Origin of the sequence: Paenibacillus sp. p3-SID867, from assembly GCF_025142895.1 — a bacterium.
Classification (GTDB): Bacteria; Bacillota; Bacilli; order Paenibacillales; family Paenibacillaceae; genus Paenibacillus_AQ.
In genome coordinates this window covers 70,099-86,017 of sequence record NZ_JAMBDM010000003.1, presented here as the reverse complement: position 1 = coordinate 86,017, position 15,919 = coordinate 70,099, and the positions used below count along the sequence as shown (strand labels likewise).

General features: G+C 49.9%; 14 protein-coding genes. All 14 read right to left on the bottom strand.

Features of this window, described 5'->3' with window-relative positions; all coding sequences use genetic code 11:
• Positions 1–127 precede the first annotated feature (127 nt).
• The 14 genes from M4D81_RS06555 to M4D81_RS06490 all read right to left on the bottom strand — a co-directional run bounded on the left by M4D81_RS06555 (position 128) and on the right by M4D81_RS06490 (position 15,916).
• Entirely contained in the window at positions 128–1,807 is a 1,680-nt protein-coding gene (locus M4D81_RS06555; RefSeq protein ID WP_071220133.1) for a ribonuclease J, read from the bottom strand.
• A gap of 222 nt (positions 1,808–2,029) precedes the next feature.
• The gene (gene dapA, locus M4D81_RS06550; protein ID WP_260065176.1) at positions 2,030–2,911 is read right to left on the bottom strand and encodes a 4-hydroxy-tetrahydrodipicolinate synthase; all 882 of its coding nucleotides are present in this window, start codon (positions 2,909–2,911) and stop codon (positions 2,030–2,032) included.
• Positions 2,912–3,017: 106 nt separating this feature from the next.
• The gene (gene dapG, locus M4D81_RS06545; RefSeq protein ID WP_260065174.1) at positions 3,018–4,232 is read right to left on the bottom strand and encodes an aspartate kinase; all 1,215 of its coding nucleotides are present in this window, start codon (positions 4,230–4,232) and stop codon (positions 3,018–3,020) included.
• A 70-nt stretch (positions 4,233–4,302) separates the two neighbouring features.
• Positions 4,303–5,349, bottom strand: a complete 1,047-nt coding sequence (locus M4D81_RS06540; RefSeq protein WP_260065172.1) for an aspartate-semialdehyde dehydrogenase — start codon at positions 5,347–5,349, stop codon at positions 4,303–4,305.
• Positions 5,350–5,432: 83 nt separating this feature from the next.
• Entirely contained in the window at positions 5,433–6,023 is a 591-nt protein-coding gene (locus tag M4D81_RS06535; protein WP_071220129.1) for a dipicolinate synthase subunit B, read from the bottom strand.
• Positions 6,024–6,920, bottom strand: a complete 897-nt coding sequence (gene dpsA, locus M4D81_RS06530) for a dipicolinate synthase subunit DpsA (protein ID WP_071220128.1) — start codon at positions 6,918–6,920, stop codon at positions 6,024–6,026. It lies immediately after the preceding gene.
• A gap of 239 nt (positions 6,921–7,159) precedes the next feature.
• On the bottom strand, positions 7,160–7,606 hold the full coding sequence (gene dut / locus M4D81_RS06525) for a dUTP diphosphatase (RefSeq protein ID WP_181469793.1): 447 nt from the start codon (positions 7,604–7,606) through the stop codon (positions 7,160–7,162).
• Positions 7,581–8,849: a M16 family metallopeptidase gene (locus M4D81_RS06520; RefSeq protein ID WP_260065169.1), complete on the bottom strand. Its 1,269-nt coding sequence runs from the start codon at positions 8,847–8,849 to the stop codon at positions 7,581–7,583. The genes dut and M4D81_RS06520 overlap by 26 nt, the downstream gene beginning before the upstream one ends.
• Before the next feature lie 91 nt (positions 8,850–8,940).
• On the bottom strand, positions 8,941–9,936 hold the full coding sequence (locus M4D81_RS06515; RefSeq protein WP_260065168.1) for a polysaccharide deacetylase family protein: 996 nt from the start codon (positions 9,934–9,936) through the stop codon (positions 8,941–8,943).
• A 155-nt stretch (positions 9,937–10,091) separates the two neighbouring features.
• The gene (gene pnp, locus M4D81_RS06510; RefSeq protein WP_113058664.1) at positions 10,092–12,197 is read right to left on the bottom strand and encodes a polyribonucleotide nucleotidyltransferase; all 2,106 of its coding nucleotides are present in this window, start codon (positions 12,195–12,197) and stop codon (positions 10,092–10,094) included.
• A gap of 409 nt (positions 12,198–12,606) precedes the next feature.
• Positions 12,607–12,876 (bottom strand): 30S ribosomal protein S15, encoded by a 270-nt coding sequence (gene rpsO / locus M4D81_RS06505; protein WP_006211281.1) that lies wholly within the window; start codon positions 12,874–12,876, stop codon positions 12,607–12,609.
• 165 nt (positions 12,877–13,041) lie between these two features.
• The gene (locus tag M4D81_RS06500) at positions 13,042–13,995 is read right to left on the bottom strand and encodes a bifunctional riboflavin kinase/FAD synthetase (RefSeq protein ID WP_071220124.1); all 954 of its coding nucleotides are present in this window, start codon (positions 13,993–13,995) and stop codon (positions 13,042–13,044) included.
• A gap of 35 nt (positions 13,996–14,030) precedes the next feature.
• The gene (gene truB, locus M4D81_RS06495) at positions 14,031–14,942 is read right to left on the bottom strand and encodes a tRNA pseudouridine(55) synthase TruB (protein WP_071220123.1); all 912 of its coding nucleotides are present in this window, start codon (positions 14,940–14,942) and stop codon (positions 14,031–14,033) included.
• Positions 14,939–15,916 (bottom strand): DHH family phosphoesterase, encoded by a 978-nt coding sequence (locus tag M4D81_RS06490; RefSeq protein ID WP_260065167.1) that lies wholly within the window; start codon positions 15,914–15,916, stop codon positions 14,939–14,941. Before M4D81_RS06490 ends, truB begins: the two co-directional genes overlap by 4 nt.
• Positions 15,917–15,919: the final 3 nt, after the last annotated feature.

Sequence of the window (15,919 nt, the reverse complement as noted above, 5' to 3'; positions counted from 1 at the left end):
TTCTGCCGAAATGACTCGGAGAAGTTTTAGGATTAACCTATAAAAAGCCCCTCTTTCGCGGGAACCGTCCAATTATTACCTGCGAAAAAGGGGCGACTGTGTGCCTGATTAATGTTGTTATCTTGTATCAGACTTCCATAATGATCGGCAAGATCATCGGTCTGCGACGTGTTTGTTCATACAAGAAGCGTCCCAAAGCGTCTTTTACGCTGGTCTTCAGTGACGCCCATTCATTCACGTTTTCACTCATCAGCTTCTGAAGCGTGCTGGAAACGATACGATTGGCTTCATCCAGAAGCCCTTCGGATTCCCGTACGTATACGAATCCACGCGAAATAATATCAGGACCGGATACGATGGAACCGTTTTGCTTGCTCAAGGTAACGACAACGACCAGAATTCCGTCCTGGGACAGAAGCTTGCGATCGCGCAGTACGATGTTTCCTACGTCACCAACGCCAAGTCCGTCAATCAGAACATTGCCAGCGGTAACTTTGCCGGCTTTGCGGGCCGAGCCGCCTTGAATTTCCACAATTTCACCGATATCGGTAATAAAGATGTTATCGGGATCAACACCAACGGACTCTGCTAACAGAGCGTGTCGGCGCTGCATCCGGTATTCGCCATGGACAGGGATGAAAAATTGCGGTTTCATCAGATTCAGCATCAGCTTAAGTTCTTCCTGGCTGCCGTGACCCGATACGTGGACGCCCGAATTGGATCCACTATAAATCACGTCTGCTCCAAGACGGAACAACTCATCAATCGTACGGCCGACATATTTTTCATTACCTGGAACCGGTGTCGCTGCAATGATAACCGTATCCCCCGGCAGAATATCCACCTTGCGGTGAGTGGAACGCGCCATGCGTGTGAGCGCTGACATCGGCTCTCCTTGACTGCCTGTACACAATACGACAACGCGATCGGCCGCCATTTTGTTAACCTCTTCAGGTTCGATCAGCATGCCGTCCGGAATGTACAAGTATCCAAGCTCAGCGGCAATGGACACCACGTTGACCATGCTTCTTCCGATAACCGTAATTTTACGGCCCGTGGATTCAGCTGCGTTGACAACCTGTTGGATGCGGTGCACATTGGATGCAAACGTTGCAACAACCACCCGCTGCTCGGCCTTGCGGAAAATATCTTCCAGCACGATGCCCACGTTCTTCTCGGAAGGTGTGAAGCCTGGTCTTTCTGCGTTCGTGCTGTCTGACAGAAGAGCCAATACTCCCTTGCTCCCGATCTCAGCCATACGCTGCAGATCCGCATATTGGTCATTTACCGGAGTATGGTCGAACTTAAAGTCTCCTGTATGCACTACATTGCCTTCCGGTGTTTCGATACAGATTCCGACGGAATCCGGAATACTGTGATTAGTCTTGAAGAAGGTCGCTTTCAATGTGTTTCCGAGTTGTACTTCCGAATCCGCATGGATCAGAATCCGTTTCGTCTCACCAAGCAAGTTCGCTTCTCTGAGCTTGTTTTCCACGAGTCCGAGCGTCAATTTCGTTCCGTATACAGGAACATTCAAGTGTTTCAATACGTAAGGGAGGCCGCCGATATGGTCCTCGTGACCGTGAGTCAGCAAAATCCCTCTCACTTTGTCTCGATTCTCCGTTAAATAGCTAATATCAGGAATAACAATATCAATCCCAAGCATATCTTCTTCTGGGAACTTCAATCCCGCATCCACGACAACGATGTCATTGGCATATTGAATGACATACATGTTCTTCCCGATCTCACCGACGCCGCCCAAGGCAAAAATCGATAGTTTATCGTTGCTTATTTTCTTAGACAAATGTATCTAACCCTCCTATAGTTTTGGACGTCGTACCATTGTTATATTAAATTTCAAAAAAATACCGCACCCAGTCACTTGAATTCATTATACATGATGAAAAAGTGAAAACACAAGTCAACCACCTTCGTGAGCCATAGGATACCCAGAAACAGAAGGGTTTAAAACGAAGAAAGCCACTGCCTTCATCGAAGGCAGTGGCTGAGTATGTGGGTGCGCAGGTTACAAGGATGACAGCATCTTACGGATAAATGCAGCCTCATTCTCGCTAGGAGAAACGAGCGGCAGGCGAACGCCGCCGACCTGAAAGCCCCGCTCATTCAGAGCGAATTTAACCGCCGCCGGATTCGGAAGCGGGTCAGGACACTCAAACAGGCCCTTGAACAGCGGAAACAAGGATTGATGCAGCTTGGCAGCTTCCTTAACGTTTCCTTCCACATAAGCTTGGATCATATCCTTCATACGGGCACCAGCGATATGGCTGGCCACGCTTACGATCCCGTAAGCACCAACGGCCAGAGCAGGCAGTGCTGCGGAATCGTCGCCGGAATATACGATGAACCCGTCCGGAGCCCCTGCGGCAATGCCCGTGACCTGGTCAATCGAAGCACATTCCTTGGTCGCAACGATGTTCGGTATTTCAGCCAGACGCAAGGTAGTGGCCGTGCTTAGGCTGATGCCCGTCCGCCCCGGTACGTTATACAGCATGACAGGCAAGGAAGTTGCCTCAGCGATCGCCTTAAAGTGCTGGTAGAGCCCTTCCTGGTTCGGCTTATTATAATACGGAGCGACAAGCAAAATACCGTCGACGCCGCAGCTTTCCGCTTTTTTCGTCAATTCTGCAGAATGTGCCGTATCGTTGCTGCCGGTACCTGCGATGATCTTGCTCCGTCCATCCGCCTGCTTCACTGCGAACTTAAACAATTCTAGCTTTTCGTCTTCGCGAAGCGTTGGCGATTCGCCCGTTGTCCCTGCAATAACAAGGGAGTCCGACTTCTGTTCCACAATCAGGTGCTCAATCAATCTCGCAGTCTCGTCCCAATTGATCTCGCCGTTCTGATCAAATGGGGTTACCATAGCCGTAATCAATCTTCCGAAATCCACAATGATTCCTCCTTAAAGCTGTCCCAAGCGGGCAAGCTTTCTTCGTAAGTAATCTTATATATAGTATTTCCTATCAAACGTTTAACGAACAGATCATCTCGGGTCCTTATCGGTGAAGTTCGAATTTGTGATGCAAAGCGCGCAGCGCTTGAGCCATATCTTCCTTCTTCACAAGCACCCAGATCGTTGTGTTCGAATCTGCCGATTGCAGAATCGGAATATCGTGCTCGCTCAAGGATTCCACGATTTTGGCCATGATGCCCGGAACTCCGTTGATGCCGCCGCCAATGACGGATACCTTCGCACAGCCGGACAAGCTTTTTGGTTTCAAATCAAGGCTTTGCAGCACTTCAATCGCCTTCTCCGAATCGCTGTCAAATACCGTATAAAGGACTCCTGTAGGGGTAACATTAATAAAGTCCACGCTGATGGAATGTTCCGCCATCGATTTGAAAACCTTCAGTTGAAGACCTTCCATGCGATCGCACTCCACTGAGATTTGCGTAATATTGCTTACATAAGCAACTCCCGTCACAAAGCGGTCCACGATTCCGGATTGTATATCTCTGAAACCTTCCGGCTGGGTAACCAGTGTTCCCTCATTATCCGAGAAGGTTGACCGCACTCTGACCGGAATTTGGGATTGCATGGCAATCTCAACTGCTCTAGGGTGAATCACCTTGGCACCTTGATGAGCCATATTGCAAATCTCCGTGTAACTTACATAGCTGAGCGGCTTCGCATCTTCCACGATGCGGGGATCCGCCGTAAGAATACCGTTAACGTCCGTGTAGATATCAACCATTTCGGCGCGAAGAGCGGCTCCAAGCGCGGTAGCCGACGTATCGCTTCCGCCCCTCCCCAGCGTCGTAAAGTCACCCGAATCGGTCTGTCCTTGGAAACCGGTCACGATAACGACCTGATGAGACTCCAGCTCTTTCAAAACCCGTTCAGGTTTTACGTCCTTAATGCGTGCATTTCCGAAGTGATCGTCTGTAAGAAATCCGGCTTGGGCACCCGTCAGCACCGTCGCGGTTATCCCTTCATGCTGAAGCAGACTGCACAGCGTTGTAGCTGAGATAATCTCACCACAGCAGAGCAGCAAATCCCGCTCTCTGTCTGGAAGCGCGTTTCCATTATGATTGATCCATTCCAGAAGAGTATCTGTTGCGTAAGGCTCCCCACGGCGTCCCATAGCCGATACGACTACGACCAATTGGTAGTGATTAGCCAGTTCGCGCTGGATGTGCCCAATAACATGGGTTCTTGCTTGCGGTGTGGATAATGAGGTGCCGCCGAATTTTTGAACTAAGATGCGCATAAAATATTCCTCCGTTTGTATATGCCCAGGAGACGTAAATTTCGGGCCGACCGACTGAAACGGCCGGCTACTAAGCCTGGCCGTTCCGTTTGTTGACGATGATTTCTGCGATTTGCACGGCATTCCATGCTGCACCCTTCAGAAGATTATCTGAAACGATCCACATGTTAAGTCCACGCTTATGTCCCAGATCGCGGCGAAGCCTTCCTACGAATACATCCGGTTTTCCCACGGCTTCCGTAGCAAGCGGATACGATTGTGCAGCTGGATCGTCAACCAGCGTAACACCGGGTGCATTCGACAGAAGTCGATGAACTTCTTCCAGATCATAGTCATTCTTGAATTCAACGTACACGGATTCCGAATGCCCGCTAACGACTGGAATACGAACACAGGTAGCCGTCACTTCGATGGATTCGTCGCCCATAATTTTTTTGGTCTCGCGGACCATCTTCATTTCTTCCAAGGTATAACCATTCTCTGTAAATTTATCGATCTGCGGAATCGCGTTAAAGGCGATTTGATGTTTTACAGGCAGCGATCCAACAGGTAAAATATCAGGCTGCACCTTTTGGCCGTCAAGAATCTCTTTGCTCTGGCGCAGCATTTCATCAATGGCTTGATGTCCGGCGCCAGAAACGGCTTGATAGGTTGAAACGATAATGCGGGATATGCCGTATGCGTCATGAAGCGGCTTCAGCGCTGCTACCATCTGAATCGTTGAGCAATTCGGATTCGCAATAATACCGTTATGTTCGTCAATCTTCTCAGGGTTAACCTCAGGCACGACCAGCACTTTATCCGGATCCATGCGGAATGCGTTGGTGTTATCGATGCATACCGCTCCATGGCGTACCGCATGTGGCGCAAGTGCCTTGCTCACATCGCCGCCCGCACTGAACAGCGCGATATCGATTCCTGCAAAACTGTCGGGGGTTGCTTCTTCCACAAGGATCGCTTGGCCTTTGAAGTTCAATGCTTTACCGGCAGATCTTGCAGAGGACAACAGCTTTAACTCAGCAATCGGAAAATGACGCGACTCCAACAGCTTGAGAATCTGTTGCCCGACTGCGCCAGTTGCTCCAACAACGGCCACATTATAAAGATGCTCGGTCATCTGTCTAAACTCCCCTTCATGAATGAAACCGCGGCTGTCACACTTTTCTATGATGCCCTTGTTGTTCAAAGGCTAAATCGCGGTTAATGCGAATATTCTACGATCATCGGCTGCAGCTGTTTCCCTTCCAGAGCCGCATAACACGCTTCCGGAATCAAATCCATTTTGGCGACAAGCGAATTAGGCTTCTGCTGCGGATTATCCTGTCCGTAAGGAACAAAATAAATGTTTTTCGTAACAAGCAGCTTAGCGATATTCGCCGCATTCAGCCCAAGGCCATCATTCGTAGAAATCGCCAGAACCAGCGGTCTGCAATTTCTCATCTGCGCCTTGGCTGCCATTAGTACAGGGCTATCAGTCATCGCATTGGCCAGCTTGCTGGTCGTGTTTCCCGTGCATGGGGCGATAACCAGAACGTCAAGAAGCTTGGATGGACCTAGCGGTTCCGCCTCCACAATTGTAGAAATAATATCATTCCCGGTTATATCTTTCAACTGTTTCTGCCAATTCTCCGATGTGCCGAATCGGGTATCGGTTGTCATGATGGTGCTGGATACAATCGGCACCACATTTGCTCCACCATCTTTAAACCGCTGGATCTGCGGCATCACTTCTTCAAGCGTGCAATGCGATCCTGTCAGGGCATAACCCACTGTTATTCCATTCCAATTCATCTACGCATCCCCCCGAATCTTGATTTCTTCAGAAATCAGCTCCACCAGCGTGTTGGCCATAATGATGCCGGCTGTTTTTGGAGCCACGATTCCGGGTAGTCCGGGTGCGAGCATGGCTTTGATACCCCGTTTTTCAGCATAGCGAAAATCGCATCCGCCAGGTGCGGAGGCAAGGTCGATGATGACTGCCTCCCGAGGCATTTTCGAGATGATTTGTGCTGTGACTATCATAGTTGGAATCGTGTTAAAAAGCAAGTCAATATCCGACACATAAGAACCCAGATCCCTTACCAGGAAGGGCTTCCAGCCCATTTCCTCCGCTCTGGCATAGTGCTCCGATTTGCGTACGCCCATCCGGATTTTGGCACCAAGCCCTTGCAGGCTGCGAGCCATGGTGAACCCTGTCCGTCCCATGCCAAGCACCATGCTGGTTGATCCATGAATCGTAAAATCCGTGTTTTGGATCGCCATCATCAGCGCACCTTCCGCTGTCGGAATGGAATTATAGATGGCTACATCGTCCCTCTCCAAAATCTCTACCAGCTTGATCTTATATTTGTCACATAGCGAGCGCAAATAGGGTTTCGCCATGCCTGTATAGATCACTCCATGTCCGGGCATCGCTGCGATATGTTCCTCCTGCAATCGCAATGGCCCTTCTGAGAACAGCGCGCTGACACGTCCCTCGTCATCACATCCCACGACAGGCAGGATCAGAGCATCGGCATTCGATAACAGCTCTGGCGTGAGCGGCTCGCGAGTCACTCCCTGAAAAGAATCCTGCAATTTCTCAAACCCGGCGATCATGACGGAGGCATCCATCTCAGCGCATTTTCGTATGACCTCAATTTGCCTTGCGTCTCCTCCAACAAAGACGGTCCGGACTCCAGTCAGCATGGAAGGCCTCGCTCCTTTCTTCTAACCAACGTATAAACCATCTTATGCCGCCGCCTATAGGGTGGTGAGCGTATTTCAATTAAACTACCGCCTTAACGCAATAAATACCGCTATTATGGGCGAAGCCGGATCCGAATCCATTTTGGTGAACGCTGACGCAAAAAACACCGCCCGGCTAGGCCGGAGCGGTGTGCTTTGTAAAACGATGATGGATACCGAATAACGGATCATGAATGGGTTTACTTGCCGGTATGACCGAATCCGCCTGCACCCCGTACGGTGTCGGACAACTCGTCAACTTCCATGAATTCTACTGCCGGAACGGTCTTGAACACCATCTGGGCAATGCGTTCATTGCGCTCAATCGCAAATGGCTCCTGTCCCAAATTCACCAGCAGCACCTTCACTTCTCCGCGATAATCGGCATCAATCGTACCTGGAGAATTCAGGCAGGTAATGCCATGCTTGTAAGCCAGTCCGCTCCGCGGGCGGATTTGAGCTTCAAGTTCGGCCGGCATGGCAATCGCAAAACCAGTCGGGATTAATTGGCGCTCGCCCGGATTCAGAACCACCGGCTCCGCAACTGCTGCGTGCAGGTCAAAACCTGCCGCCAGCTCGGACATTTTCACGGGAAGTTTGACATCTTCATTACCTGGCAATCTATTGATTTGAACGTAGTGCAACAAATTCATTCCTCCTAAGTACATTCAGTGCTTTATCTGAAGTTCCAACCATCGCTAGTGCATATGGAGTCCCAAACATACGGTCAAGAACCGCGTCGACATCCTTCATATCCACCTGTTCAATCCGCTTAATGATTTCATCCAGACTGAAATGGCGGCCCAGCATCAATTCGTTCTTACCCAAGCGATTCATGCGGCTGCTCGTGCTCTCCAAGCTTAGAATGAGACTGCCCTTTAGTTGTTCCTTCCCTTTGCGCAGCTCTTCCTCCGTCATCCCGTTCTGTGCCAGATCATGCAGCATTTCCGTCGTCAGCTGAAGGACTTCCTTCGTCTGCTTGGGCGCTGTACCTGCATAAATGGTGAACATCCCGTTATCTGCGTGTGAACTATGATATGAATATACCGAGTATGCCAGTCCGCGCTTCTCCCGGATTTCCTGAAACAAGCGTGAACTCATGCCGCCGCCAATGGCGTTATTTAACAGGGCCATTGCATACTGAAGCTCGTCTCCGATGGAGCAGCCGGGAAACGACATGCAGATATGATTCTGCTCTGTTTTCTTCTTGCGGAACTGAACGCCGTCCAAAAAGGCGGGCACGGCCAGCGGCTCGGAGCTGCCGTGATTGGCAAAGCCGCCAAAATGACGCTCCAATAATTCAATCACATCATCATTGATATTGCCTGCCAGGGCGATTACCGTATTCTCAATGGTATAGTGTTTATCCATGTAAGATCTCAGCGCTTGTGAATCCATCGATTCAAGCCGTTCCTTCGTGCCCAGAATCGGATAAGCCAGCGGGTGATCGCCGTACGCCGATAACGACATCAGGTCATGCACCAGATCATCCGGCGTATCCTCATACATCGCGATCTCTTCCAGAATGACGTTCTTCTCCTTGGCTAACTCGCCCGCATCCAGCTTCGAGTTGAAAAACATGTCGGACAGCACGTCAACCGCAATCGGAAAATGCTCATCCAGCACCTTGGCGTAATAACACGTATATTCCTTAGACGTAAAAGCATTGACGTTGCCGCCGATGGCATCAAATTCCTCCGCAATGGCACGGGCGTCAAAACGCTCCGTCCCTTTGAACATCATGTGCTCTATAAAATGCGTAATCCCGTTGATGTCCTCCGATTCATTACGGGATCCGGTCTTCACCCAAATACCGAATGAAACCGAACGACTTGTCGGGATTTGCTCCATAACCACTCTTAGGCCGTTAGACAATTGTATTTTTTTCACGAGGGCCCCCCTAACTGTTCCATCCAGGCTTACATAAGCTGATTACCAGCCTCATGCCATCCATTCATTCTATCAAACTTTACCATGCGGCTCAACTTCCTTTCGGCATGATTCGCTCAGGAGAAAGCGTCTGGCTAACGGTTCCTATTTCCAGCCCTTTGGCACGTATTCCGTCAATCATTCCCTTTAACGCCTGGGACGAGGAATCGGTGGGATGCATCAAAATCAGGAAACCCGGCTCCACCTTCGAGGAGATCTTCTGAACGACTGCATCCGGTGCAGGATGCTTCCAATCAACCGTATCGAGCGTCCATAGGACCGTCTTCAATCCCCTTGCTTTAGCGATGGATACGGTCTGCTGATTAAAATCGCCGGAAGGCGGAGCAAACCATTTGTTCTCTACACCCAAACTTTCTTTGAGCAGGTCCTGCGTCTTCGCAATTTCCAGCTCCGCCCGATCCCTGCTGAGACGGCTCATGTTCGGATGCGTATAGGCATGATTCTCCACCTCATGACCTCGTTTCAGAATTTCGCCGGCAAGCTCAGGGTTCTTCTTCAACCAGCTCCCATCCAGGAAAAAGGTCGTCTTCACCTTCTCCGCATCCAGCGTGTCCAGCATCGGCACCAGAAATTCATTCCCCCAGGCCACGTTAATCATCAGAGATACCATCGGCTTGTTGGGGTTGCCCCGATAGATTGGTTGATCTCCGAGATCATTCAGCGTTACTTTGGCCGGTATTTGCCGGTACACGTACGGGATGGCTTCTCCGGCTTTTCGTTTTTTTGACGATGCAGCTTGGTATGTAGCCTCTATATCGATTTCGAGTCCATTATAACCGGGTATCGCTTTCCACACGGAGTCCACCCTGGCATCCACCGGCTCAATTCGTGACTTCGCCGCAGCGGCTTCAATTTGACTCAATAAATCCAGGTCTACCGCCCTCTCTGAACCGCTTGCGAGCTGCGCCTCCGGTTTATTATTCTGCAGTCCCGAAACATATCCCCAGGCCCCGCTGAACACAGCAACAGCCGACACCATTGCGGCACCGGTCAGCAGCACGACCATCTTTTTTCCATTCATGGGCATATCCACCCTCCCCTTGAGAAGCTTTGTCCCATTTTATGTAGGTTCAGGAGGAAATATGTGCCGCAAAGTGATGCCCGAATGATTAAAAAAAAGAGCCAGAATAATAGGTTCTGCCTCTTTTCCTTCTATCTATATGCTGTTAAACCAAGCGCGGATTACGATCCGCTCTTGTTGGTTTCCGCAGTCAAAACCGCTTTGCGAGACAGGTTAATCCGTCCCTGCTGGTCGATTTCGGTAACCTTCACGGTAATGACGTCACCGATTGCAACCACGTCCTCTACCTTCGCTACGCGCTCGGTCGAGAGCTGGGAGATATGAACAAGCCCGTCTTTGTTAGGCAGGATTTCAACGAATGCACCGAATTTCTCAATCCGTTTAACAGTACCTGTATAGATTTCGCCAACAGCTACCTCACGCACAATGCCTTCGATAATCGAAAGAGCCTTTTTGTTCATCTCATCGTTGGAGGATGCAATAAACACGCGGCCGTCTTGCTCGATATCGATTTTCACGCCGGTTTCTTCGATGATTTTGTTGATGATCTTGCCGCCGGCACCGATTACATCGCGAATTTTGTCCGGATTGATCTGCATCGTAATAATCTTAGGCGCATATTGGGATAACGTTTCTCTTGGCTTTTGAATGGCTTCTGCCATTTTTCCAAGGATATGCATCCGTCCTTCTTTGGCCTGCTGCAGTGCTTCCTGCAAAATCGCGCGGTCAATACCGTCGATTTTGATATCCATCTGAATGGCGGTAACCCCGTCAGGTGTCCCCGCAACCTTGAAGTCCATGTCGCCGAGATGGTCTTCCATCCCTTGAATATCGGTCAAGATGGAAACATGATCTCCGTCTTTAATCAAGCCCATCGCCACGCCGGCTACAGGTGCTTTGATCGGTACCCCTGCATCCATCATAGCAAGCGTGCTTGCACAAATACTCGCTTGAGAGGTCGAACCATTCGATTCGATAACTTCAGACACAAGGCGAATCGTGTACGGGAATTCCACTTCATTCGGAATGACCTTCGACAATGCACGTTCACCAAGTGCGCCGTGTCCAATTTCACGACGGCCTGGAGCGCGGAGCGGACGAGCTTCCCCTACGCTGAACGGCGGGAAGTTGTAATGGTGCATGAAACGCTTGGTCTCTTCCAGATCGATTCCATCGAGAATCTGTACATCACCTAGAGCACCTAGTGTACATACGCTAAGAGCCTGGGTTTGTCCACGTGTAAACAGACCGGAACCATGCGTTCTAGGCAGCAGGCTGGTATCACAATCGATAGGACGGATCTCAGACAGACCACGACCGTCCGGACGAACCTTGTCATGCGTGATCAAACGTCGAACTTCTTCCTTCACGATATCGTGAAGCACCTCTTTAACATCCTTCAACAACTCAGGCGTCTCGATATACTTCTCTTCAAATACGGTGTACGCTTCATCATTGATAGCGTCAATCGCATCCTGGCGAGCATGTTTCTCCTCAATGCGAACGGCTTCAACAAGACGAGCTTCGGCGAAATCGCGCACTTCACGATTCACCGTTTCATTGACCGCATGAAGTTTAACCGCCATTTTCTCTTTACCGCAAGCGGCTACGAGTTCTTCGATCTTGGCTACGATTTTCTTGATTTCCTCATGCCCGAACATGATCGCTTCCAGCATGACTTCCTCAGGAACCTCGTTCGCTTCGGCTTCAACCATCATGATCGCATCTTTGGTGCCAGCGACGACCAGATAGATATCACTCGCTTCCTGCTCGGCAATATTAGGGTTCACCACGAATTTGCCGTCAACGCGACCAACGGCTACGCCGCCGATCGGGCCGTTAAAAGGCACATCCGAGATGCTCAAGGCAGCGGAAGTACCGATCATTGCCGCGATTTCCGGCTCGCAATCCTGATCTACGCTCATCACGAGATTCAGAACCTGCACATCATTACGGAAGCCTTCAGGGAACAACGGACGAATCGGACGGTCTGTCAGACGGCTGGCAAGAATTGCTTTCTCGCTTGGTCTGCCTTCGCGTTTGATGAATCCACCCGGAATTTTACCGACTGCGTACAAACGCTCCTCATAGTTGACCGTCAATGGAAAGAAATCCAAATCCTTCGGTTCACTGGAAGCTGTCACTGTACACAGGACTGCCGTTTCGCCGTAACGAACCATCACAGCCGCATTTGCCTGCTTCGCAAGGCGCCCTGTTTCGAACACGAGGGGTCTTCCGCCAAGCTGCATTTCAACACGTGTTTCCATGTAATCCCTCCTCATGGGGATAAATTTTTTTTTGAAATCTCCTTCTACCATCAGCATGTCTTTTGCAAAACACTGTCCACATTTCCTAACCAGAGCCATCCAAACGGTCGAAATCGCAAACCTATGTACAGGAACAACCCGAACCGTATAGAACATTCTCCGTATAGATTGCCCCTGGTTATACCATTAAGCGAAATTCAGCGAACAGACCACGCCTACAATCTATAAAGAATCTATATTAAGATAACCCCACAAAGTGGAGTTTAGGCTATGAAGCGTACGCAGTACTTTGTGGGGAAGCTCGAAAACGGTAAATTGTACAATACTTAGAAAAGAGCCCGGCTGTGCCGCTGTCGTTCCAAGAAGGACAGTGGACAACCAGGCTGTTTTCGGCACATCTTATGGATGATTAGCGACGCAATCCAAGCTTCTCGATCAAAGCACTGTAACGTTTAACATCCTTGTTTTTCAAGTATGCAAGCAACTTACGGCGTTGGCCGACCATTTTCAACAATCCACGACGGGAATGATGATCCTTCTTGTGAGTACGCAAGTGGTCAGTCAAGTTCGTAATGTTTTCCGTTAGGATAGCGATTTGCACCTCTGGGGATCCTGTATCGGACTCATGAGTTTTGTGCTCGTCAATCAGTTGTTGTTTACGTTCTTGAGTTAATGCCATCCTGTTCACCTCCCTCATTATAATCGCCATTGGCCCAGGTACCGACGGTGAGATCGAACATCCAAGCCAAGGTTAAAATCGCCCAATCTTCAGGCGACCTCTAAGAGTATAGCATACTTTACCTGAAAAAGAAAATCCGTTTGCGAACAATTTGTCCCAAACCGTTTATTCACTGACTTTCAATATTTTGCGGGCCTCGACGGCATCTCGCTGAATCCATTCCACAAGCTCCTGAACCGATTCGAATTTATGCTCCTTGCGGATATATTGAACGATATCCACCGTCATGATCTGGTCATACAGATCCCCTTCAAAATCGAACAGATGGACCTCAAAGATCGGTTCTGTAATCCCTTCGTGGAACGTCGGCTTCACGCCGATGTTCATGACGCCCGGAATCCAGTCGTGATGCTTATCCGTGCGAGCACGGACAGCATAGACGCCTAATGCAGGTGCCACGAACGGATCCGTCAATTCCAGGTTCGCAGTAGGAAAACCGATCTTTCTTCCCCGCTTCTCCCCATGAATAACCGTGCCGCGGATATGATAATTCCGTCCGAGCCAGCGATTTGCATCCGACAGCTGTCCTGTTTTCAAGGCAATCCGTATGGATGAACTTCCTACCTTCTCGCCATCGACCAGGAACGGCGGAACCGTAACTACAGACATCCTGCCTTCGCCGAGTTCCTGAAGCTTGACCGCGTCACCGGCGCCCTTATGGCCGAACCGGAAATCAAATCCGACAACCGCCGTTTGCAGATTCAAGGGAAACAGCATTTCTTCAACAAACGTTTCCGGACTCACCTGGGAGAACTCCTTATTGAACTCGACAACATACAAAATATCGATGCCCATTGCCTCAAGCAGCTGCTGCTTGTCAGGCTGAGGCGTCAGATATCCCTCATAGCTCCCTTTACCAATGACGTCTTTCGGATGAGGATAAAAGGTAATGAGTGCAGCCGGCACTCCATTCTCCCGCGCAATATTAACAGCCGTCGAAAGCACACTGGCATGTCCCAGGTGAAGACCGTCAAACTGGCCGATTGCAGCTACCTTCGGCTCGGCAGCTTCTCGTACAATATCAGAAGATACAGGATAGGATAAAGAAACAACCCTCATGCTTACTCACCTCCACTCACTAAATCCAGTCGTACTTAGGAAAATACTTTCACAGGAACGATAGCCCCTGTCTCCTCTTGCCGCTTATAGATTCCCAGAAAGTTTTCCTTTATATCATACAAACGAATAGGCTCCGAGCTGTCAACCGGCGGCTCCACCGCTCTTGAGGACAAGCGCTGTCCTTGCAGGGCAGCATCGGTTTTCTCTTCAGAAACCGTATGCTTCGGCAGATAATCAATCGCTTGATCCACGGGAATAAGCCGGGTGTGCAGGATATCATCCTTCATGAACTGCTCAATTTGCTCCAGGGTTAAGCACTGATCCTCCGTGATTCCCGCTGATACTGTGCGTACCAGCTTAACCATGACAGATGGCACGCCGAGCTTCTTCCCTATATCCACGCAAAGCGTGCGGATGTATGTACCTTTGGAGCATAATACGCGGAACGAAATTTCCGTATAATCCCCTTCAGCATCAAAATCCGTCATTTCGATTTCGTGAATCGTTACCGTCCGGCTCTTGCGTTCCACCGTCTTCCCTTCTCTGGCAAGCTCGTATAATCGTTTACCATTGATTTTGACAGCGGAAAACATGGGCGGGATCTGCGAGATCTGGCCTGTAAAAGATTGCAGCGCTTCAAGCGCTTCCTCCCTTGTCACATGGACATCATCTGCCGTCTCCACTACATTCCCGGTAATATCTTCGGTATCCGTCGAATATCCGAGGCGGAGGACCGCATGATACTCTTTAGGCAGTTCCTGCAGGTATTCCACAACTCGTGTGGCTCTCCCCAAGCATAACGGAAGCACACCCGTTACTTCGGGGTCCAGCGTGCCCGTATGTCCGATTCGCTTCAAACGAACCATTCCCCGAACTTTCGCGACCACATCGTGGGATGTCCAGCCTGCCGGCTTGTGAACGGCCAAGATGCCTTCTAATTGTGTCATAGCTTTAATCTCACCTGCTCTATTACTCTAGGAATGACGTCATGAAGCGAGCCTTCAATGCTGCAACCGGCTGCCCGCACATGGCCGCCCCCTCCAAATATTTGGGCTAATGCCGCCACATCCACTTTTCCGGCTGAACGCAAACTCGCCTTAACCATTCCGGACTTCAGCGATTTGAACAGAATGCCGACTTCAACTCCCTGAATGTTGCGGGGGTAATTGACAATTCCCTCGAGATCCTCGCTAACGGCGCCGCATAATTCCATAAACTCAGGCGTTACGTACACCCAGGCTATTTTGCCGTCCTCCGACAGACTTAACGTGTTTAACGCCTGAACCAGCACCTTCATCTGTGGAAGCGTCATTTCCTCCAGTAACGTTTCCGCAATCTCGGGACCGTTGACGCCATAGGACAACAGATCCGAAGCAATACTCATGACCTTGGGCGATGTATTCGAATAACGAAAACCGCCGGTATCCGTTAACAATCCCGTATATATCGCTGTTGCAATATCGGCATCCCAGTTCACTTCAAACAAATTCAGCAAATCATAAAGGATTTCAGCGGTTGCTGCCGCGTCCGGCGCGACCAGGTTGACGGCTCCATAACGATCATTCGTTGGATGATGGTCAATATTAACGATGCTTGCATGATCGGCAAATACTTGTTTCGTATAGCCTACTCTAGCAAAATCCGCACAATCCACACAAATGACGTGTGAGAACGTTCTTCCAGGATGCTGTTCAGACAGATTGAGAATGTCTTCTGCGTGCCACAACATTTTCATGCGTTTTGGAATGGTCCCCTCATTAATCATCGTGAATTTCTTGCCCAGACATGAGAGAAGCCAGCCCACCGCAAGGGTGGAACTGACTGCATCTCCATCGGGCTGAACATGCGACACAACCAAATAATCATCGTGCTCCAGCAGGTATGACTTCACCTGCTGGAGCTCTTGTTCATAGGTCTGCATTCG